The organism is Alkalicoccus daliensis (assembly GCF_900103955.1).
GTDB classification, from domain to species: Bacteria; Bacillota; Bacilli; order Bacillales; family Salisediminibacteriaceae; genus Alkalicoccus; species Alkalicoccus daliensis.
Genome location: NZ_FNIL01000005.1, coordinates 1 through 21,203, shown reverse-complemented (window position 1 = coordinate 21,203; position 21,203 = coordinate 1). Strand labels below are relative to the sequence as shown.

The window sequence follows — 21,203 nt, the reverse complement described above, 5'->3', positions numbered from 1 at the left end:
TCCTTTTATTTTCCTAAACAAAACTGTGAAAACAACTGATCAATTAAACTTTCCTGCACGCTGTCGCCGATCACTTCTCCTAAAACTTCCCATGCCCGTGTAATGTCGATTTGTACCATATCTATCGGCATGCCGCCTTCTGCAGCACTTAATGCTTCCTGCACTGATCGTTTCGCCTGTTCCAGCAGAGCAATGTGACGGGAATTGGAAACGTACGACAAATCTCCGCCTTCCATTTCTCCTGCAAAAAACAGCTCGCGGATGGCTTCTTCCAGATCATCTACTCCTTCGTCCTTTAAGAGAGAAGTAGTAATCACCGGATTTCCATTTGCAAGTTCTTTTACCTGATCAAGAGAGATCTCTGGTGCTAAATCTGTTTTATTTACAATAATGATTGTGTCCTGGTCCTGAATAAGCTTAAATAGTTCTTCATCCGCTTCAGTGATCGCTTCATTGTAATTTAACACAAGCAGTGCCAGTTCGGCATCTTTTACCACTTTGCGGGAACGCTCTACTCCAAGACGTTCTACAATATCTTCTGTTTCGCGGATCCCCGCAGTATCCAGCAGACGAAGTGGTACGCCGCGGATGTTCACATATTCTTCTACGACATCTCTCGTGGTTCCCGGGATATCTGTAACGATCGCTTTATTTTCATGCACGAGATTGTTCAATAAGGAAGACTTCCCTACATTCGGCCTGCCGAGAATAACGGTAGACAGCCCTTCACGCAGAATTTTTCCCTGATGTGCAGTCGTAAGCAGTTCTTCAATTGCCTGTTCCACTTCTGTTCCTTTTTCGCGGATCATTTCGAGCGTCACTTCTTCTGCATCATATTCCGGATAATCTATATTTACCTCTACTGAGGCTACGGTTTCCAAAAGCTTCTGCCGCAGCGTCTGAATACGGCTGGAAAGTTTTCCTTCCACCTGGTTCATCGCTACGTTCATCGCCTGATCCGTTTTTGCCCGGATCAAGTCCATAACTGCCTCTGCCTGGGAAAGATCAATCCTTCCATTCAGGAAAGCACGCTTTGTGAACTCTCCCGGCTCCGCAAGCCGTGCGCCATACCTTAAAGCAAGCTGCAGTACACGGTTTACTGAGGTAAGTCCACCGTGGCAGTTAATTTCTATAATATCTTCTTTCGTATACGTTCTCGGGGCACGAAGTACAGAAACCATCGCTTCTTCCACAGTTTCCCCAGACGCAGGATCCTGAATGTGCCCGTAATTAATTGTATGGGTATCTACTTCAGCGAGCGCTTTTTTTCCAGTATACAGCTGATCAGCTACCTGGAAAGCAGCGGGACCGCTGATGCGTACTATACCAATCGCTCCCTCCCCCATGGGAGTAGAAATCGCCGCAATTGTATCAGTTTCCATTCAATGACCGCCTCCTTTCCATCTTTCTCATGAAATACATTTATTTAAATATATGGAAATTATAATTAGTGATTTTTTTGGTTCGATTCCAACTTACTAGATTACCATAAATCCAGCTGTAAAAAAAGGCAAAGAATCCGTATGCTCCGGGAACCGCTTGGTAAAACAAGCCATCGAGCAAGCCTTCGCCGAGAGCAGTGCAGCCATACGAACCCTCCTTCCTGTCAGTTGAACCGAGTCAAGCTTCAATCCGTAGCAGACATCATTCACAAAGTTCAGTTTCCTTTCATTGAAAATCAGGTTTTCAGCTGGCGTTGCTCCACCTTCACGGAGAGTGGTCTTTATTAATGCAGGGAAAACCGCACAGAATCCCAGACGTGTTTCGAAAAAATCCCACAATGATCCGGTTTTTCTTCTTTTTTTAATAGAATTTTAGACGGAATATTCCGTTTATGATGCATAAAATCCGGTAACTATAATCACAAGCAATAGATATAAGTATTAGGTCCAAATAACCAAGTAAGAATGATCTATAAATGCAGAAGCGGCTGTTCATTCAAGGAAAAGAATTTCAAAAAATAATAAAGGATGAGCATCTATGAATATTTTACTTACTTCTACAGCGAGAAGAAATGACTTTATCCAATTTTTTCAGGAAGCTTATGAAAAACTTGGAATCTCCGGGCAGATCATTGTCTGTGATCCGGAATACAATGCACCTTCCCTGCAAATGGGTGATATCAGTTATGTAACACCTCATTATTCCGATCCAGGATATGTCCAGGCACTGCTGAATATCTGTGAGAAACATAACGTGCAGGGAGTATTTCCCTTAAATGATCTCGAAGTATGCAGCCTTGCGCAGCAGAAACCGAACTTCGAAAAAAGAGGGATTCAGGTATTCGTTACAGATCCGGTGACAATTAATAAAATCAGGGATAAAGGGAATTATGAAGAAATGATGGGAGCATTAGGAATCAGTGTGCCGCGTACTTTTACAAGCCTGCCTGCAGCGGAAAAAGCACTGCGAAACGGTGAAGTTCAATTTCCTCTTATTTTAAAACCGCGTAATGGTTCTGCTTCCGTGGGAATTGAATACGCAAATACGATGGAAGAATTGAAATATGCTTATCTGCATGTAGTAGAAAAAATTTCTTTTGCGGCAATCAGCACCATAACAAAAGTAAAGCCTGAAAAAAACGTGTTAATTCAGCAAGTCGTTGATGGAGACAAATACAGTGTGGATATTTTTAACGATTTAGAAGGACGCTATCTCACTCATTTCATTCGAAAACAGCTGATGATGCGCGGAGGTGATGTAGACCGGTGTATCACCTGTGATCATAAAAAACTTGGAGAAATGGCGGAACTCATTGGAGAAAGGCTGGGTCATGTCGGCTATTTAAATATGGATGTATATGATGACGGGAAGAATTATTATGTAATTGATATTAATCCGCGTATCGGCGGTGGCTACAGTTTCTCCCATAAAGCAGGAGCGGATATTCCTGCTGCAGTCCTGGCACTGTTAGCAGAGAAACCAGTAAAGAAAGAGTGGCTTCAGCAGCAAAATGGCATCGAATATGCCCGGCATGATGAGGTCACAACCATTAATACGACCCGGGCGGCAAAGCTGATGATCACAGAATCCGCACAATAATATCCTGATTATGGAGGGGACTGTAATGACGAATCCTATTCCTTTATTGAAAAAATTAATCCAGATAGACAGTTCCCATTCCAAAGGCATTACAGCAATAATCAATTACTGTGAAGTATGGCTCCAGAATCAGGGTGTTGAAGTCCAAAAACTGCAGAATAAAGGTTATCCCATGCTTGTGGCTGTGATCGGCAGCGGCCCCAGCACGGTTGTCCTGAATGCCCATGCGGATGTGGTGGAAGGATCACCAGGTCAGTTTATTCCAGAAATTAAAGGAAATAAACTGTATGGCAGAGGTGCTGCTGATATGAAAGCCGGACTGGCAGCCATGATGCTGACAGTAGCAGCATTAAAAGAGGAATTTCTCTCCCATAAAGTGATGCTGCAAATTGTGCCCGATGAAGAAACCGGCGGGGTTTACGGCACGAAATATTTAACAGCACAGGGCTATACCGGGGACTTCATCATTTGTGGAGAACCTACAAATCTTGGTATAGCAGTCCAGGCAAAAGGTGTACTGCAGCTGGAGATTGAACTGCAAGGTGAATCGGCGCACAGCAGCCGTCCCTGGGAAGGCCATAATGCGATCATTATGGCCTATGATTTGTGGATGAAAATTTTTGAACTTCCGTTTGCCCTGGAAAGAGAACCTCCGATGTATGATGGACCGTCCATTAATTTTTCCAAAATTTCCGGCGGGTCTGCTTTTAACCTTGTCCCGAAGCTTTGCAGAGTTTCCCTGGATATTCGTTATCTGCCTTCGCAGTCTCCTGATAAAATTATTCAGCAGATAAAAAACATTACAAATGGAACGGTTAGTGTTCACTATGTTGGGGCACCCGTTGTTACACGTATGCCCAATTCCTACGTCAATACGCTCGTTGACTCTATTAGAGAAATCACTTCTCTGGAAGAAGCTCATCTATACGCTCAGCACGGTTCACATGATGGAAAATACTTTATGGAATATGGAGGGTCTGCCGTGGAGTTTGGTCCTGTCGGTCACGGCTGGCACGGGAATAATGAATATGTATATGTAGATTCTGTAACGGAGTACCAGCAGATTCTGATGCACTTCCTGCGCTCACTATAGCCAACCGGAGCGTTTCTCGGTGCTGGTGAAATTTTCTTTTATTATCAACGAGGCACATTCCCAGCACCTTTTTCAAAGAGAAATTTTGTTTTCATGACAGCGATAACAAAAGTTCTGAGTATAAGGAAAAAGTTTCGTATGCTGCAAGGAACATTTGCTGATGTACTCTCGCTGCAGGGCGCGTAACTCCCGCATTATGGTGAGTTACTCCTTTTGAGCAGACTTTACTCCCAAGTGAACCATTTATTCCCGCGCTGGCATACTTTATTCATTTTTACCGCATGAACCTGCTCCCATCCATTCCCTATTGCCGCTAAAAAAACAAAAGCGCGTGGCATGCAGTTCCCAAAAAACGCCACAACATCTGCCGCTACCTACGGACCATTCCTGCCCCCTGTCAATATGCTGGCAAGTTATCCACAAAAATAGCAGTTTATGATTCCTGGACAATAAAAAAAGCCGATTTACGAAATTCGTAAATCGGCTCTAAACAATCTCAGGCAACAGTATTTATTTAGGTGCAATAATGATTCGGCGGTTTGGTTCCTGGCCGTCTGAATACGTTTTGACGCTGGTATCATGCTGCAGTGCAGTATGAATAATCTTTCTTTCGTGGGCATTCATCGGCTCCAGCCGTACTTCCTGCTTTGTACGCTGTGACTTTTTTGACAGCCGGTGCGCAAGTACTTCCAGCGCTTCCTTCCGCCGGGCACGGTACCCTTCTGCATCCAGATGAATGCGGAGATAGCTTTCTGACTGCTTATTTGCAACGAGATTCACAAGATATTGAAGAGAATCCAGTGTCTGGCCGCGCTTTCCGATCAGCACCCCGATTTCCTTGCCTGTAATATTAAAATACAGGCCCTCTTCCCTTTCTTCTTTTTCCACACTCGCCGCAACTCCCATTTTATCAATGGTCTCACGAAGGAAAGTCAAACCTTCTTTCACCGGATCCGGTTTTCTTACAAGCTCAACGACCGCCGGCTTGCCGCCGATTAAGCCGAACAAGCCTTTTTGCGGCTCCTCGATAATATGAATGTTCACATCATCTTTTGCAGCTTCCAGCTTCTCCAATCCCTGCAAAATTGCTTCTTCTACTGTTTTTCCTGAAACTGTCACTTTATTCACTAGCTTTTCGCTCCCCCCGCTTTAGCTTCTTTGCCAGCTTCTTTTTTCTTTCCAACGTTAGGTCCTGTAATGAAGTATGTCTGTGCAATCATAAACAAGTTACCAATAACCCAGTAAAGTGCAAGTGCAGATGGGAAGAAAGCTGCGAACGCCATAATCATGATCGGCATGATATAAAGCAGTGCTTTCATCTGCGGGTTGTCCTGAACCATCATCATTTTCTGCTGAATAAAAGTAGTGGCACCAGCAACAAGCGGCAGAATAAAGTATGGATCTGCGTGTCCAAGTTCAAACCATAGGAAATCCTGCGGAGCGCCAGTGTAACTAGGATCTACATCCGGATTAATCTGCGGTGTACGGATAATCGCATGATAAAACGCAATCAGGATCGGCATCTGTACCAGGATCGGCAGACAGCCTGCAAGCGGATTTACTCCGTGCGTCTGGAACAGCTCCATCATTTCTTTTTGAAGCTTCTGCTGTGTCTGCTGGTCCTTCGCGCTGTATTTTTCTCTTAATTCTTTCATTTCCGGCTGAAGTGCCTGCATTGCTTTTGTACTCTTCGTCTGTTTGATCATTAATGGCAGAATCAATATTCTCAGTAACAGCGTTACGATAATGATTGCCAGGCCGTAGCTATTATTTAGGGCATCTGCAATGGTAGTCATCAGCCATGACAGTGGATAAACAAAAAATGGGTCCCAAATTCCGTCACTCTCTGATGAAATAGGCTGATCTATATTAAAACACCCTGACATCAGAAGCATGACACCAATAAACATTGATACAATACTAATTTTCTTAACCACTTCTGGTCCTCCTATTCTTTTCGTCACGTATCTGCTAAATTCCTGCTTTATTTTCCGGGTCTTTTTTCTTTGGAACCGGATCTATGCCTCCCGGATGAAACGGATGACATTTTAACAGCCTGCGAATGGTCAAATAAGTCCCTTTCCATGCTCCATGCACCTGCAGCGCTTCTATTCCGTAATGGGAACACGTAGGATAAAATCGGCAGGCCGGAGGAGTGAAGCGGGAAATGAATTTCTGATAAAACCGAATTAACCCCGTCAGCACTTTCGTCATGCGGGAATCACCTCTTCATATTCTTCCTTTGCGGCTTTTGAAACAGTTTAGCAACATTTAACACGTGTCGAAGTGACTTCTCAATCTCTCCCAAATCCATCGCAGTGACCGGTTTGCGGGCAATAATGACCACGTCGCGGTCCTGCTTCAGCTCTTCTGCTGTATCACGGAGAACTTCTTTCATTAAACGTTTCGTGCGGTTCCTCAGCACTGCATTTCCAAGTTTTTTGCTTACGGAGAGTCCGATACGGATCGTCTGCTGCTCTGGTTTTTGCAGCTGGTAGACGACAAACTGTCTATTGGCAGCGGAAAACCCGTGCTGGAAAACCTGCTGAAAATCTTCGTTTTTCTGTAATCGATGCTGTTTCCTCATTTCCTGGCACCTCTCTGAAAACAGCGCCTGTAACGCTATTCATTTTACCTAAACTTTTTCTATGATTCAATGGAACATCACAACTCTTCTGTGACGATCGCGTTACATATAAGAAGCTGCCCCGCAGTTAATTGAAGGACAGCTGCATGTGTGAAACTATAATCTCTATGTTTTTTCTGTAAAAAAAGACCACTGGATATCAGTGGCCTTTAAATTACGCGGATAGAACCTTTCTTCCTTTACGACGGCGGTTAGCAAGAACTTTACGTCCGTTCTTAGTTGCCATGCGCGCACGGAAACCGTGATTCTTTTTACGCTTGCGGTTATTTGGATTGAATGTTGGCTTACCCATGTAAATACACCTCCTGCTTGCTCATATTAAAACAATAAATTATTTGTCTATTGTCATCATCGATCTCGCCTGCATCACCAAGTGCGATCAGGCAGTCTTGTAAATTATAAATTTTTCCCCTGTCCATGTCAAGCGTCTCTTTTGAAAAAGCACATCAGGAAAGATATTCATTTCCTGCAGCTGGTGTAACGTCTGTTTCACAAAAGGATCTGCCTGGCCGTCTCTAATCCGTCTTAATTTGAAGTAAATTCGTCAGCAGAAGTCATCTTATGTAGAAAAAATATTAAGAAACCATATTATAAACAGAGTTGATCCTGCCACATTATAATTTTTCATTCTTCCATGCCTGCACATTTCCCCAGTCGGTCGAGCCATAATAACTTTTGAAAACTGAAGCATTTTTTCCTCTCGGCAGGCATCTGTTATTTTTCTTACTCTTTTTCCAGAAGGAAGAGAGAGCGACGGTCCTTTCTGTCATTTCTTTCACATTTATCTGTAAAAGAGTTTTGATAATAGCTCTGTTAATGCTCATTGTTGATAAGAGAAAACTTCGCTTCAATCCGGCAGGCTTGCCGTGGACAAGCTCCTCAGCTTCCTCGCTGCGCTGCGGGATCTTCTCAGCTCGTTCTTCCACAGGCGTCCGCCGGTTTTCTCTTCGTTCTTCCCTTTTTGAAGCAATAGAAAAGATTGTTTTATTACAAGCTTTTCTATTAACAAAGTGAATACAAGGCGGTGTAGACGCCTGCGGAAAAAGAAAGCGTGAAGATCAGAGATTCGTTCGGGGCTATGAACGAATTCACAGCAGGATTGAAGCCAGCCATGGTCTTACATCCAAGTAAGACCATAGCTGGCTTACTTGGATGGGCTGTGCGGAATCCTGCTTTTTAAAAGGGAGGGATAGCTGAAGGATTTCTTCGCGGCAAGCGCAGAAAAAGGAGCCGCAAGCGTACTGTTCTTATATCAATATTAGACTTTAACAGAGACACTCATGCAAAATATTTGCACCATGAAGTATGAACATTCGTACTGCTGTGTAACGAAGGAGAGGACGCCCAAAGGATGAGCGCAGTTCGAGAATCCATTTTGGCGGACGATCTTTTCGCCAAAATTAGTCGAGAACAAGCCCTTGGGCAAGCCTATCCGAAAGTGAAGCAGCATTATTTCTTCTTTTTAGCGGAACTTTTATTTTCAAGGTAGCCTTGATAAAAAAAGCCAATGAATATTTCACAGTCCTCTAAAAAAGATAGATGATTCTCTTCAGAAATTTTCCTTCCTGTACTTTTCATTTACTTCTACAAAATTAATTAATTTTTTCTTTTCGCTGCCTGTGGATAATATTCTGCACTTTATTTTTCTCCTGCACAAACTTCCCCACAGGTAATTCACAGTATCTAGTGTTGTGGATAATATTTAAACACAACAGGTAGAATTTTGTGGATAACTTTAAAGAATGATTGTCATATGCCTGTTTTTTTGATACGATAGTGATGTTTTTCTCGTGGAAAATTATTCGGTTCGATAAAAACTATCCACAGCTGTGTATAACAGTGTGGATAGTTATACAAAAGCTTTAATAAGTTTATCCACAAGACTGTGAATATCGTTAATTACCTGCTTCCTTCTATATTATATGTTTTACACAACATCTGTGTGTATTTTTATTCATTCAAGGTGTACAAGACTTATACAAAGAAGGAGTCAGCAGGTATCTTTGCGTTTCATTGTTATAGTACAGGGAAGAGCGAAGGAGGGAAATGCGTGGAGAATTTAGATGATCTTTGGGAGCAGGCACTCTCCAAAATTGAAGAAAAAGTAAGCAAGCCAAGCTTCGATACATGGTTTAAAGATACGGAAGCTGATTCAATCGATCAGAGTTCCAATACAATTACTGTGGTGGCACCAAACGAGTTTGCCAGAGACTGGCTGGAAAACCGCTATTTTAATATTATTACTGATACGCTGCAGGAGCTTACGGGAGCAGAGCTTGAAGCTAAGTTTATTCTTCCTAAGGATGATATGGCAGAGCCGCAGCTCGATATGAAGCAAAAACCACCGGAGCCTCCAGCAAAAAATGCAGACGATCCGCCAAAGCATATGCTGAATCCAAAATACACATTCGATACGTTTGTTATCGGGAGCGGGAATCGATTTGCGCATGCAGCGTCACTTGCAGTGGCCGAGGCACCTGCAAAAGCTTATAATCCGCTTTTTATCTACGGGGGCGTTGGACTTGGGAAAACGCACTTAATGCATGCAATCGGACATTATGTGATTGATCATAATCCTGATGCCAAGGTTGTGTATTTGTCATCAGAAAAATTTACTAATGAGTTTATTAATTCCATCCGGGATAACAAAGCCGTTCATTTTCGCAATAAGTACCGGAACGTGGATGTGCTGCTGATCGATGATATACAATTCCTCGCGGGAAAAGAGCAGACGCAGGAGGAATTTTTCCACACCTTTAATTCTCTTCATGAAGAACGAAAGCAGATTGTTATTTCCAGTGACCGGCCGCCGAAGGAAATTCCTACACTGGAAGACAGATTGCGGTCGCGGTTTGAGTGGGGACTGATTACAGACATTACGCCTCCGGATCTTGAAACAAGAATCGCAATTCTACGCAAGAAAGCAAAAGCAGAAAATCTGGATATTCCGAATGAAGTCATGCTTTATATCGCAAATCAAATCGATACAAACATCCGGGAACTTGAAGGAGCACTTATCCGTGTCGTTGCGTATTCTTCGCTGATCAATCAGGATATGAATGCCGACCTGGCAGCGGTCGCATTAAAAGATATTATCCCGAATACTAAATCAAGAGATATTACTATAGATGATATACAAGCGACCGTAGCAGCAGCCTATGGTGTGAAAGTGGAAGATATGAAAGCGAAAAAGCGTACGAAAACGGTTGCCTATCCGCGCCAGATTGCAATGTACCTGGCAAGAGAGATGACAGACCATTCTCTGCCGAAAATCGGGGCCGTTTTTGGGAAGCGGGATCATACTACTGTCATCCACGCACATGAAAAGATTTCAAAACTACTGCGGGAAGATAAGGAGCTTCAGCAGGAAGTAGAAGATATTACTGCCCAGCTCCGTTCAAAATAATTGTGCACTTTGTGGACAAACGGTACGCACTTATACACATTCTATCCACATGTGTATAACTTTATTCTAAAAGGGTTTTCTGAGGTTATCCACAAATTCACAGGCCCTAGTACTATTACTACGGTTTAAATTATTAAATAATAATAAATATATAAGCTGCTTCAGCAGCAGTTATTCGAGGAGGTTTCTACATTATGAAATTTACAATTCAGCGAGATGTATTTGTTCAAAATATCCAGCACGTATCCAAAGCGATTTCTTCAAGAGCAACGATGCCGATTTTATCAGGCTTAAAAATTGTTGCTTTTGATGACGGAGTAACTTTAACAGGCAGTGATTCTGATATATCGATAGAAGCTTTTATTCCTGCAGAAGATGGGGACAACCAGCTTGTAGATATTGAAACTCCAGGCTCGATCGTTCTTCAGGCTAAATATTTTGCTGATATTATTAAAAAGCTGCCGGAAGCTACTGTAGAGGTTTCAGTCAATGAGCAGAACGTGACAAAAATTATTTCCGGAAGCTCCGAATTTAATTTAAACGGGCTCGATCCAGATGAATTTCCTCGACTGCCGGAAGTAGAAGAGGGGAACTCTTTTCAGCTGAAAACTGATTTGTTAAAAGCCTTAATTAAGCAGACGGCATTTGCAGTATCCACAGCAGAAACTCGCCCGATCCTTACAGGAATTCACTGGGGGATGGAGAACGGAACGCTTTACTGCACGGCTACAGACAGCCACCGCCTTGCTATGCGGGAAGCAGCAATTGAAAACAGTAATACGGACCTTGAGTTTTCCAACGTGGTTATTCCCGGAAAAAGTCTTTCTGAATTAAGTAAAATTTTAGATGATACGGAAGAAACAATTGATGTAACAGTGACGGATAACCAGGCTCTGTTTAAAGCAAAAAATATTTTATTTTTCTCACGCCTGCTTGATGGAAATTATCCAGCAACAAAAAATATGATTCCTTCCAATTCCAAGACTACGGTGCAGGTCGATGCCAGAAAATTACTAGCTGCGATTGAACGCGCGCTGCTGTTATCACGCGATGGTAAAAATAATGTCGTAAACTTGAAGTCAATCGGGGAAAGTAAACTGGAGATTACTTCGGTGACTCCCGAAGTAGGAAAAGTCACAGAAGAGGTAAACTGTGACGCTTTTGAAGGAGAAGAACTGCGAATTTCTTTCAACGGAAAAAATATTATCGAAGCTCTCCGTGTAATTGAATCAACAGATGTATCTGTTCAGTTCACCGGAGCGATGAGTCCATTCATTATGCGTCCTGCAGACAGAGACTACATGCTTCATCTGTTCTCTCCTGTACGTACGTATTAAAATAAAGCAGTCTCTCAAAAAGGGAGGCTGCTTTCAAAGTGTTTATATGGAGAATAGGTTTTTATAGAAAAAGCTCTGTTAATGCTCATTGTTGATAGGAGAAAACTTCGCTGCAACTCGGCAGGCTTGCCGTGGACGAGCGCCTCAGCTTCCTCGCTTCGCTGCGGGATCTTCCCAGCTCGTTCTTCCACAGGCGTCCGCCGGTTTTCGCTTCGTTCTTCCCTTTGTGAAACAAAAGAAAAGATTGTTTTTTATTACAAGCTTTTCTATCAACAAAATCAAGACAAGGCGATTTTCAAGAACCCTGCTGATTTCAGAGGGATAGCTGAAGGATTTCTCCGCGGCAAGCGCAGAAAAAGAAGCCGCAGGCGTAATGTTCTTATATCAACATCAGACTTCGCTCTTACGCGTAAAAAGTGAATTTATTTTTATGGTTATTAACTTTCCAATCGTTCTTATGCTTAAAAAACCTTGAGTAAAGGTTTAAACAGTCAGAGTTAATTGGTTAAATTCAGGAAATTTGTTAAATAAATCTTATTATCACTAAGTTTGCATAAGAGCCTCAGACTTCAACAGATCCATAGAAAAAGCTGCGATTGTAATGGAAACGACGTATAAAATCCAATCGTCTTTTTTTCTAAGCTGCAGTCGCAGAAGGTCGACTCCGAGAGGATTAAGAACGATTCGAAGATCCAGCTGCCAACGGCAGGTTAGCTGAGAGAGTTCCCTCCGGAACGCGTACCTTCGAAGACAAAGCATAATAGCGTCTTATACAGAAAAAGCACTTTTTTAACTGCTTGAAAGCAGCCTTCATGAGAGAGGCTGCTTTACTTTTGTGTGGAGAATTATGCGGCAGTGAATAAGTAGATTTATTTACTGGGCTCTCTATTTTTTCTCATCACCGGAACTAAATCGATTCTGCTGTATGTATTAAATGGAATTTAATTCCATTTAATACGGTCAATCAAGAAAGGTTCCCAGCTGCACTAAATAAATAGAGAATTCAACAAGAAATGTTCCAGCACAACAGTACTTTTGAAAGTATAAAATTCCTCTCTCAAAAGGCTGAAATAAAAATACGAACATGTGATTGTATAAAAAGAAAAGAATATTGGCGTTAAAGCAATAATTTTAGTACAATGTAGAGTGAGACAAATTTGTACGTATTTAGTGTGGAAAGTGAGCTGACGGAAAGCATGAACGAAGAAATTACATTGCAGGGAGAATTTATTACACTCGGTCAGGCGCTGAAAGAAGCAGGAATTATTCCCTCAGGTGGAGCAGCAAAACCGTTTTTAGCAGAATATGAAGTCTGGGTAAATGGAGAATTGGAGAACAGGCGCGGAAAAAAGCTTTATCCGAATGATCACGTAGTCATAGAAGAAATCGGTGAAATAACTATTGTCACTGAATAGCGGAGGTCTTTTGTGCATATTGATGAATTAAAGCTGAAAGATTACCGGAACTACGAAGATCTCTCTCTTCGATTCGAAAACCAGGTAAACGTTATTCTCGGTGAAAACGCCCAGGGAAAAACAAACCTGATGGAATCCATTTACGTGCTGGCATTAGCAAAATCTCACCGTACTTCACGTGATAAAGAATTAATCCGCTGGGACCAGCCTTTTGCCCGGATCAGCGGCGGATTTACAAATAAACATGGACCGATGGAAATGGAAGTTATCTTTTCCAATAAAGGCAAAAAAGTAAAAGTGAACGCTATCGAGAAAAAGCGTCTCAGTGATTATATAGGTACATGTACGATCGTCATGTTTGCACCGGAAGACCTTACACTTGTGAAAGGCAGTCCGCAGATAAGACGACGTTTTGTAGATATTGAAATGGGACAGATTAATTCCGTGTATTTATATTATTTATCCCAGTATTATAAGGTATTAAAACAGCGCAACCAGTGGCTGAAAGATCTGCGGGAACGAAAGCGCACGGCGGATGAAGCGATGCTGGATGTAATGACAGAGCAGCTTATTCAATCCGGAGCAGAAGTACTGAAGCGAAGATTTGCTTTTATCGAGACACTGCAGGAATGGGCCAGCCCGATTCACCGGGACATCAGCCGCGGAAAAGAAGAGTTAACACTTTCCTATGAACCTACGACAGCAGTTAAACCGCATATGTCGACGGAAGAATTGCAGCAGGTGCTCGCAGCGGACTTTGCTCGGGTGCGTGAGCAGGAAATGCGGCGCGGCACGACGCAGATTGGTCCGCACCGGGATGATCTTGCTTTTTACGTAAACGGCAGAAACATTCAGACATTTGGCTCCCAGGGACAGCAGAGAACCACCGCACTTTCGCTGAAACTTGCGGAAATCGAGCTGATCTATGAAAAAACAGGAGAATATCCTATTCTGCTGCTGGACGATGTCTTATCGGAACTTGATGATCATCGCCAGACGCATCTTTTAAATTCCATCAAAGGAAAAGTGCAGACGTTTGTTACTACTACAAGCGTTGAAGGAATTGACCACCAGCTCCTCCGGGAGGCAGCTACTTTTCTGGTGGAAGAAGGCACGATTATGCGAAAGGAGTGAGGAACAAACATGTTTATTCATTTGGGTGGCGACATCGTATTAAAAGCAGAAAAAATTATCACGATTATAGATCATCAGAGTGAAGAAGCTTCAGCGGAGAATAAAGCGTTCATCAAGGACAGTATGGAAAAGAAAAGGACGCAGCGGGTAACTGAGGATGCGGCAAAGTCTATTGTCGTCACGGATGAATGTGTTTATTTATCTCCAATTTCCTCACATACGCTGAAACGGCGTGCTGAAACACCAACATTCAGTCATGAAGAAGAATAATTCATCCGGCCTGTTAAAAGGTTCGGGAAGAAATGCAGGTGAAGAATAGTGGGACTTGATAATCAATCTTATGATGAAAGTCAAATTCAGGTATTAGAAGGTTTGGAAGCGGTTCGGAAACGGCCGGGAATGTATATAGGATCAACGAGCAGCCGCGGTCTGCACCATCTTGTATGGGAAATTGTAGACAACTCTATTGACGAGGCAATGGGCGGTTACTGTGACACGATACATGTAGCGATTAACGAAGATAACTCCATTACGGTCGAAGATAACGGCCGGGGGATACCGGTAGGGATACATGAGAAAATGGGCCGGCCGGCTGTAGAAGTAATTATGACGGTGCTCCACGCCGGAGGTAAATTCGGCGGCGGCGGTTACAAAGTTTCCGGAGGACTTCACGGGGTAGGGGCGTCTGTAGTAAACGCGCTTTCTAACAAACTTGAAGTCCGGGTGTTCAAGGAAGGCAAAATATATTTTATTGATTTTGCACGCGGTATCCCGCAGACAGAACTTGAAGTAATCGGAGAAACGGAAAAGCAGGGAACTTCTATTACGTTCTGGCCGGATGAAGAAATATTTAAGGAAACGACAGAATACGAATTCGATATTCTGGCTACCCGCTTACGGGAGCTTGCATTCCTTAACCGCGGACTTCGTATTTATATTGACGACAAGCGGGAAGACGGCAAGAAAGCAGAGTATTTTTATGAAGGCGGAATTCAGTCCTTTGTAGAGCACTTAAACAGGACAAAAACAGCGCTGCATGAGCCGCCGATCTTCCTGGAGGGAGATAAGGAAGGCATCCATGTGGAAATTGCAATGCAGTATAATGATGGCTTTTCCAGCAACTTATATTCTTTTGCCAATAACATTAATACACACGAAGGCGGAACACATGAATCCGGATTTAAGACTGGTCTGACCAGAGTGATTAATGACTATGCGCGTAAAAATAATTTATTCAAAGAGCAGGATGCAAACTTAATTGGTGATGATGTCCGGGAAGGTTTGACTGCCATTGTTTCTGTGAAAATTCCTGATCCGCAGTTTGAAGGACAGACAAAAACAAAGCTTGGAAACAGTGAAGCAAGAACGATCACAGACTCTCTTTTCTCAGAGCATATGTCCAAGTTTCTTGCAGAAAACCCTACCGTTGCAAGACAGGTAGTGGAAAAAGGACTGATGGCCTCCCGGGCGAGGGACGCAGCGAAAAAAGCGCGTGAACTTACACGCCGGAAATCTGCACTGGAGGTAAGCTCGCTTCCTGGTAAACTTGCCGACTGCTCTTCTAAAGATGCTTCCATCAGTGAAATTTATGTGGTGGAGGGTGACTCTGCCGGAGGATCTGCAAAGCAGGGAAGAGATCGTCATTTCCAGGCGATTCTGCCGCTTCGGGGGAAAATTATCAATGTAGAAAAAGCACGTCTGGATAAAATTCTTTCCAATAATGAAATCCGTGCGATTATTACCGCGCTCGGTACAGGAATTGGAGAAGATTTTGATATTTCCAAGGCGCGATATCATAAAATCATTATTATGACAGATGCGGACGTGGATGGAGCGCACATCCGCACACTGCTGCTTACTTTCATTTACCGCTATATGCGTCCTTTGATTGAAGAAGGGTACATTTACATCGCCCAGCCGCCGCTTTATCAGATAAAGCAGGGAAAAGCTATCCACTACGCTTATAACGAGAAAGAAATGGAGCGGATTGTCAGTGAACTGGAGCCGACACCGAAGCCGGGACTGCAGCGTTATAAGGGTCTGGGGGAAATGAATCCTACCCAGCTCTGGGAAACAACGATGGATCCGGAAATGCGAACGGTACTGCAGGTAAGTTTAACGGATGCCATGCTTGCAGATGAAGTGTTTGAAACATTGATGGGGGATAAAGTAGAGCCACGCCGTGATTTCATTCATGCAAATGCACATTACGTGAAAAATCTTGATATTTAAATAAAAGCGCAGGAAGGTTTGCGGCACGCATATCACTTTCGCAGCGCTGAAAATACAGAAGGCAAAGGCTGAAATACTCTTCTCTGAGCGGTTTTAAGAGAGGTCTTCAGCCTTTGCGATTTATTGATATTAAAAGAATTACTACCTACATACGATCTTACGTAACAGCGGGACGGTAAGGAGAGTACTTCTTAAGAACGGGGAACTCCCCGGTGAATGGAGGGTTATGTATGGCTGATCAGGAAAACAATGATAGAGTGAAAGATATAAATATTAGCCAGGAAATGCGGACATCGTTTATGGATTATGCGATGAGCGTAATTGTCAGCCGCGCACTTCCGGATGTACGGGACGGCTTAAAGCCGGTACACCGAAGAATATTATACGCAATGAACGAACTGGGGATTACTTCAGATAAAGCCTATAAAAAATCAGCTCGTATTGTTGGAGAAGTTATCGGTAAGTATCACCCGCACGGGGATTCTGCTGTATATGAAACGATGGTGCGTATGGCACAGGATTTCAGCTATCGCAACATGCTGGTAGACGGTCATGGTAACTTTGGTTCTGTCGACGGGGATGCTGCTGCAGCGATGCGTTATACAGAAGCACGGATGTCGAAAATTTCAATGGAGCTTATCCGTGATATAAATAAAGACACTATCGATTACCAGGAAAACTACGATGGATCTGAATCCGAGCCGAAAGTACTTCCTGCCCGTTTTCCAAATCTGCTTGTAAACGGTACCTCAGGGATTGCTGTAGGAATGGCTACCAATATTCCACCGCATCATTTAAACGAGGTAATTGACGGCGTCCTTGCTTTATCAGAAGATCCTGAACTTACCTCTGTTGATTTAATGGAGTATATTCCAGGACCTGATTTTCCAACTGGCGCTGAGATTATTGGAATATCCGGAATCCGCCGTGCTTATGAAACAGGAAAAGGATCCATTCTCATCCGTGCAAAAGCTGATATCCAGGAGAAAAACGGAAAGCAGCGTATCATCGTAACGGAATTACCGTACCAGGTAAATAAGGCACGATTGATAGAAAAAATTGCAGAGCTCGTACGTGATAAAAAGATCGACGGCATTACAGACCTTCGTGATGAATCTGACCGTACCGGAATGAGAATTGTGATTGAACTGCGCCGTGATGCAAATGCAAACGTGTTATTGAATAACCTATACAAACAGACAGCCCTGCAGACTAGTTTTGGTATTAATATGCTTGCCCTGGTAGACGGCCGTCCGAAAGTGCTTTCCTTAAAAGAAGTGCTTTATCATTACCTGGAGCACCAGAAAGTGGTTATCCGCCGGCGTACTGCATTTGAATTAAAGAAAGCAGAGGCCCGCGCACATATTCTGGAAGGACTGCGTATTGCACTTGACCATCTGGATGAGGTAATTGAATTGATTCGTGCCTCCCAGACGACAGAAATTGCCCGAAACGGCTTAATGGAGCGTTATGAGCTTTCTCATGATCAGGCCCAGGCGATTCTGGATATGCGTCTGCAGCGTCTTACCGGTCTGGAACGCGATAAAATTGAAGCAGAATATAAAGATCTCGTTGCCAAAATTGCAGAGCTGAAAGCAATTCTTGCAGATGATGAAAAAGTACTCGAAATCATCCGGGAAGAATTGATTGAAATCCGCGACCGTTTTGCAGATGAGCGCCGTACCATTATTACCATCGGCGAAGATACCTTTGAAGACGAGGATTTAATTCCGCGTCAAAACGTGGTTATTACGCTTTCTCATCAGGGCTATATTAAGCGTCTGCCGGTGTCCACTTACCGGAGCCAGAAGCGCGGAGGCCGGGGTGTCCAGGGAATGGGCACCTATGATGAAGATTTTGTAAGACACCTGTTTATCACAAACTCGCACGACCATCTGCTTTTCTTTACTAACAAAGGAAAGGTATATCGTATCAAAGGATATGAAGTACCGGAGCAGAAGCGGACATCCAAAGGAATTCCGATCATCAATCTTCTCCAGATCGATCCGGATGAGCATATCAGCACCGTAATTCCGGTCTCTGACTTTGAAGATAATGAACGGTCTCTCTTCTTTATGACGAAGTACGGCGTAGCGAAGCGAACAGATCTCCAGGCCTTTAAAAAGATTCGCAAAGGCGGGTTGTTTGCTATTAAACTCAGAGAAGATGATGAACTCCATGGTGTGCGTTTAACGAGCGGAGACCAGGAAATTATCACAGGAACCCGTAAAGGTATGGCAATTCGCTTCCATGAGAAAGATGTAAGACTAATGGGACGAACAGCCGCTGGAGTAAGAGGTATACGCCTTGGGGAAAATGATGAAGTCGTTGGAATGGATATTCTTTATCCGGACCAGGACGTACTGATCGTTACAGAAGAAGGCTTTGGAAAACGGACGCCTATTGAAGAGTACCGCGAGCAGTCCCGTGGCGGTAAAGGAATTAAAACATGCAACGTTACGGATAAAAATGGAGAAGTTGTTTCCTTAAAAGTTGTATCAAAAGATCACGATTTAATGCTTATCACCACCAACGGCGTACTGATCCGGATCAGAGTGGAAGAAATTTCTCAGACCGGTCGAAATACGCAGGGGGTTAGGCTGATCCGCGTTGGAGACGGAGAGTTTGTTTCCACTGTGGCACGAGTGAATATTAAAGAAGATGAAGAAACGCAGGAAATTGAAGGAACAGAAGCAGAAGAAGGAGAAGCAGCAGAAAATACTGCTTCTGAGGAAGAGACAGAGGTAAATGAACTGACAGAAGCAGAAAAAGATTCGGAAGAAACGGAAGAAGAATAGGTTCCAGAGATGATCCTGCACTGTGCAGGATCATCTCTTTTTATATCTAAAGACCTATAATATTTCTGGTATATAATGGTACTTTGATTCTATATATCTTTAAAACAGCTCTATTTCAATAAAATATATTGACTTTCTGCCTACTTTTCTATGAAATAAGAAGGAGAGAGAAAAAGGAGCGGTGACCATGCACGTTAAACTTGAAGAACTTGTGCCGGGGTGTATTTTAAGACGGGATGTATATAAATTATCGAATCAGCCGCTGGTCCGCAAGAAGACGGTATTGCAGCAGGAGCATATAGATATTCTGCATGTCTTTTTAGTATACAGCGTACATGTAGAACCAAAACTTGTAGACGGGAGCGCCTACAAACCCAAAAGTCTTCTTAAAGAGGAAAAAGAAAATAAAATAGAACGAACCAGTCTTCTGGAAGACAATGATTCTTTTACAAACAGATACCTGCGCGCAGTACAAAAATATAAAAAAGAATTCAGCAAATGGCAGGGAAGACTTAAAATAGAACCTTATACAATGAGAGAAATTTTTCTTCCATTATATGAAAAAAATCCTACAAAAAGAGAGTTAATGGAGCTTCATCATTTCAGTGATAAGAAAAATTACATCTATTATCATGCGGTTGCAGTATCTATTTACAGTGCGATGCTTGCTAAAAAGCTCGGCTATTCAAATGCCGATGTTATACAGACCGGTCTTGCAGGACTGCTTGCTGATGCCGGGATGGCACGCCTCTCTTTTGACAGTTTCAATAAAAAAGGAAGCTTAAATAAAGATGAGTATGAGGAAATGAAAAAACATCCTGTAGTAAGCTACCGCATGCTGGAAGAAGTACCAGGATTTAATAAAAAAGCAATGCTCGGAGTTTTGCAGCACCACGAAAGACAGGATGGCAGCGGCTATCCTTTGGGAGTGGTAAGCGGCAAACTTCATCCTTTTGCAAGAATTATTACTATTGCAGATGTATTCCATGCTATGACAGCGGAGCGCGTCTACCGGGAAAAACAATCTCCTTACCGCGTTATCGAACTGCTTCAAATAGAAGAATACGGAAAACTCGATAAAAAAATGGTGAATGAGTTTATAGATATGGTGCTTGATTTGTACCCCGGCCAGCAGGTGCGGTTAAATAACGGTGTTACTGCAGAGGTCATGGAAATAGAATCTTCTAATCTTACGCGTCCCGTTTTGCAAACAGAAGGAAATGAAGAAATTATATTAAAGAATCATCCTCAGCTGTATATCACCGAAGTATCTAATGGAGAAACAGCTGCATCTGTATAGTAGAAACATGAAAGCTGCGGAGAGAGATCCTTTCCGCAGCTTTCAGCTTGTTGATTAAGTGAAAAAAGAAGTGTAGTTGTCCTATTGCATGTATTTTCACCTGCGCTTACCAGCGGATGCATGCCTTCGAAGGTGGTGTGGAAACTGCAAGCTGCAATATTGAATCAGATTAATTTTATATTAGAAGAAACTTTGTACAAATCCTGCATGTAACAAATTATTTAAAAGACAAGGAATTATCTATATATAGAGAAATATTATGCAAATACACTGTATATTGTGAAGCAAAAAAACAATTATTCTGAATAAAAGAAAGTTGTTGCATTCGTTTTTAAAATCATGGTACATTTATTCTCGTTGCTGCAAAAAACAGCGACGTATTTATATAAAATACATTAAAAATATTGTTGACTTCATAGAGGTGAACAGATATAATGTAATAAGTCGCTATTTATGGAAGAAACTTTTTTGTAACAGCGATTTGCTCTTTGAAAACTAAACAAAAGACGAAGAAGAAGGTAAAGAGAATGAATCATTCTCTGTCAATTTTTTTAAAGCAAGTAAAGAATCTTTAGCCAGATTCAGTTTTGAACGTCAGAAGTTCAGACTTCTACCATTTATTGGAGAGTTTGATCCTGGCTCAGGACGAACGCTGGCGGCGTGCCTAATACATGCAAGTCGAGCGCAGGAAACAGGCAGAACCCTTCGGGGGGACGCCTGTGGAATGAGCGGCGGACGGGTGAGTAACACGTGGGCAACCTGCCTTCCAGATCGGAATAACCCCGGGAAACCGGGGCTA

At 42.8% G+C, this 21,203-nt stretch carries 17 protein-coding genes and 1 rRNA gene; 11 read left to right on the top strand and 7 right to left on the bottom strand.

Features of this window, described 5'->3' with window-relative positions; all coding sequences use genetic code 11:
* Positions 1–5: 5 nt before the first annotated feature.
* Entirely contained in the window at positions 6–1,382 is a 1,377-nt protein-coding gene (mnmE, locus tag BLP92_RS09625) for a tRNA uridine-5-carboxymethylaminomethyl(34) synthesis GTPase MnmE (protein WP_090842750.1), read from the bottom strand.
* A 598-nt stretch (positions 1,383–1,980) separates the two neighbouring features.
* Here mnmE and BLP92_RS09620 point away from each other — a divergent pair.
* A complete protein-coding gene (locus BLP92_RS09620) occupies positions 1,981–3,042 on the top strand; it encodes an ATP-grasp domain-containing protein (protein ID WP_090842749.1) in 1,062 nt (353 codons plus the stop codon).
* Between the two features lie 25 nt (positions 3,043–3,067).
* Complete coding sequence (locus tag BLP92_RS09615) at positions 3,068–4,135, top strand: M20 family metallopeptidase (protein WP_090842748.1); 1,068 nt, start codon at positions 3,068–3,070, stop codon at positions 4,133–4,135.
* A gap of 510 nt (positions 4,136–4,645) precedes the next feature.
* On the opposite strand, the gene jag is transcribed toward BLP92_RS09615, so the two are convergent.
* From jag to BLP92_RS09585, 6 genes are all read right to left on the bottom strand, one after another.
* Complete coding sequence (gene jag, locus BLP92_RS09610) at positions 4,646–5,263, bottom strand: RNA-binding cell elongation regulator Jag/EloR (protein ID WP_090842747.1); 618 nt, start codon at positions 5,261–5,263, stop codon at positions 4,646–4,648.
* A complete protein-coding gene (gene spoIIIJ / locus BLP92_RS09605; RefSeq protein WP_090842746.1) occupies positions 5,263–6,072 on the bottom strand; it encodes a YidC family membrane integrase SpoIIIJ in 810 nt (269 codons plus the stop codon). The genes jag and spoIIIJ overlap by 1 nt, the downstream gene beginning before the upstream one ends.
* A 34-nt stretch (positions 6,073–6,106) precedes the next feature.
* On the bottom strand, positions 6,107–6,349 hold the full coding sequence (gene yidD / locus BLP92_RS09600; protein ID WP_090842745.1) for a membrane protein insertion efficiency factor YidD: 243 nt from the start codon (positions 6,347–6,349) through the stop codon (positions 6,107–6,109).
* A 7-nt stretch (positions 6,350–6,356) separates the two neighbouring features.
* Positions 6,357–6,722, bottom strand: a complete 366-nt coding sequence (rnpA, locus tag BLP92_RS09595) for a ribonuclease P protein component (RefSeq protein WP_090842744.1) — start codon at positions 6,720–6,722, stop codon at positions 6,357–6,359.
* 214 nt (positions 6,723–6,936) lie between these two features.
* Positions 6,937–7,074 carry a 50S ribosomal protein L34 gene (rpmH, locus tag BLP92_RS09590; RefSeq protein ID WP_026697111.1) on the bottom strand — a complete coding sequence of 46 codons (138 nt, stop codon included), beginning with the start codon at positions 7,072–7,074 and terminating at the stop codon, positions 6,937–6,939.
* Between the two features lie 322 nt (positions 7,075–7,396).
* Complete coding sequence (locus BLP92_RS09585; protein ID WP_090842743.1) at positions 7,397–7,708, bottom strand: hypothetical protein; 312 nt, start codon at positions 7,706–7,708, stop codon at positions 7,397–7,399.
* Positions 7,709–8,832: 1,124 nt separating this feature from the next.
* On the opposite strand from BLP92_RS09585, the gene dnaA reads away from it, so the two are divergent.
* The 9 genes from dnaA to BLP92_RS09540 form a co-directional block, all read left to right on the top strand.
* On the top strand, positions 8,833–10,188 hold the full coding sequence (gene dnaA, locus BLP92_RS09580; protein WP_090842742.1) for a chromosomal replication initiator protein DnaA: 1,356 nt from the start codon (positions 8,833–8,835) through the stop codon (positions 10,186–10,188).
* A 194-nt stretch (positions 10,189–10,382) separates the two neighbouring features.
* On the top strand, positions 10,383–11,525 hold the full coding sequence (gene dnaN, locus BLP92_RS09575; protein ID WP_090842741.1) for a DNA polymerase III subunit beta: 1,143 nt from the start codon (positions 10,383–10,385) through the stop codon (positions 11,523–11,525).
* Positions 11,526–12,721: 1,196 nt separating this feature from the next.
* Positions 12,722–12,940 carry a S4 domain-containing protein YaaA gene (gene yaaA / locus BLP92_RS09570; protein WP_090842912.1) on the top strand — a complete coding sequence of 73 codons (219 nt, stop codon included), beginning with the start codon at positions 12,722–12,724 and terminating at the stop codon, positions 12,938–12,940.
* Positions 12,941–12,952: 12 nt separating this feature from the next.
* Positions 12,953–14,074: a DNA replication/repair protein RecF gene (recF, locus tag BLP92_RS09565; protein ID WP_090842740.1), complete on the top strand. Its 1,122-nt coding sequence runs from the start codon at positions 12,953–12,955 to the stop codon at positions 14,072–14,074.
* A 9-nt stretch (positions 14,075–14,083) separates the two neighbouring features.
* Positions 14,084–14,344, top strand: a complete 261-nt coding sequence (gene remB / locus BLP92_RS09560; RefSeq protein ID WP_090842739.1) for an extracellular matrix regulator RemB — start codon at positions 14,084–14,086, stop codon at positions 14,342–14,344.
* A gap of 48 nt (positions 14,345–14,392) precedes the next feature.
* Positions 14,393–16,306: a DNA topoisomerase (ATP-hydrolyzing) subunit B gene (gene gyrB / locus BLP92_RS09555; RefSeq protein WP_090842738.1), complete on the top strand. Its 1,914-nt coding sequence runs from the start codon at positions 14,393–14,395 to the stop codon at positions 16,304–16,306.
* A 230-nt stretch (positions 16,307–16,536) separates the two neighbouring features.
* Positions 16,537–19,104 carry a DNA gyrase subunit A gene (gene gyrA, locus BLP92_RS09550; protein WP_090842737.1) on the top strand — a complete coding sequence of 856 codons (2,568 nt, stop codon included), beginning with the start codon at positions 16,537–16,539 and terminating at the stop codon, positions 19,102–19,104.
* Positions 19,105–19,291: 187 nt separating this feature from the next.
* Positions 19,292–20,404 (top strand): HD-GYP domain-containing protein, encoded by a 1,113-nt coding sequence (locus BLP92_RS09545; protein WP_090842736.1) that lies wholly within the window; start codon positions 19,292–19,294, stop codon positions 20,402–20,404.
* Between the two features lie 617 nt (positions 20,405–21,021).
* Positions 21,022–21,203 (top strand): 16S ribosomal RNA (locus tag BLP92_RS09540); the annotation flags it as partial.

What these genes read in the sequence shown, in the direction of transcription:
- mnmE (WP_090842750.1), bottom strand. Translation starts at nt 1,382, where the DNA reads ATGGAAACTGATACAATTGCGGCGATTTCTACTCCCATGGGGGAGGGA.
- BLP92_RS09620 (WP_090842749.1), top strand. Translation starts at nt 1,981, where the DNA reads ATGAATATTTTACTTACTTCTACAGCGAGAAGAAATGACTTTATCCAA.
- BLP92_RS09615 (WP_090842748.1), top strand. Translation starts at nt 3,068, where the DNA reads ATGACGAATCCTATTCCTTTATTGAAAAAATTAATCCAGATAGACAGT.
- yidD (WP_090842745.1), bottom strand. Translation starts at nt 6,349, where the DNA reads ATGACGAAAGTGCTGACGGGGTTAATTCGGTTTTATCAGAAATTCATT.
- rnpA (WP_090842744.1), bottom strand. Translation starts at nt 6,722, where the DNA reads ATGAGGAAACAGCATCGATTACAGAAAAACGAAGATTTTCAGCAGGTT.
- rpmH (WP_026697111.1), bottom strand. Translation starts at nt 7,074, where the DNA reads ATGGGTAAGCCAACATTCAATCCAAATAACCGCAAGCGTAAAAAGAAT.
- dnaN (WP_090842741.1), top strand. Translation starts at nt 10,383, where the DNA reads ATGAAATTTACAATTCAGCGAGATGTATTTGTTCAAAATATCCAGCAC.
- yaaA (WP_090842912.1), top strand. Translation starts at nt 12,722, where the DNA reads ATGAACGAAGAAATTACATTGCAGGGAGAATTTATTACACTCGGTCAG.
- remB (WP_090842739.1), top strand. Translation starts at nt 14,084, where the DNA reads ATGTTTATTCATTTGGGTGGCGACATCGTATTAAAAGCAGAAAAAATT.
- gyrA (WP_090842737.1), top strand. Translation starts at nt 16,537, where the DNA reads ATGGCTGATCAGGAAAACAATGATAGAGTGAAAGATATAAATATTAGC.
- BLP92_RS09545 (WP_090842736.1), top strand. Translation starts at nt 19,292, where the DNA reads ATGCACGTTAAACTTGAAGAACTTGTGCCGGGGTGTATTTTAAGACGG.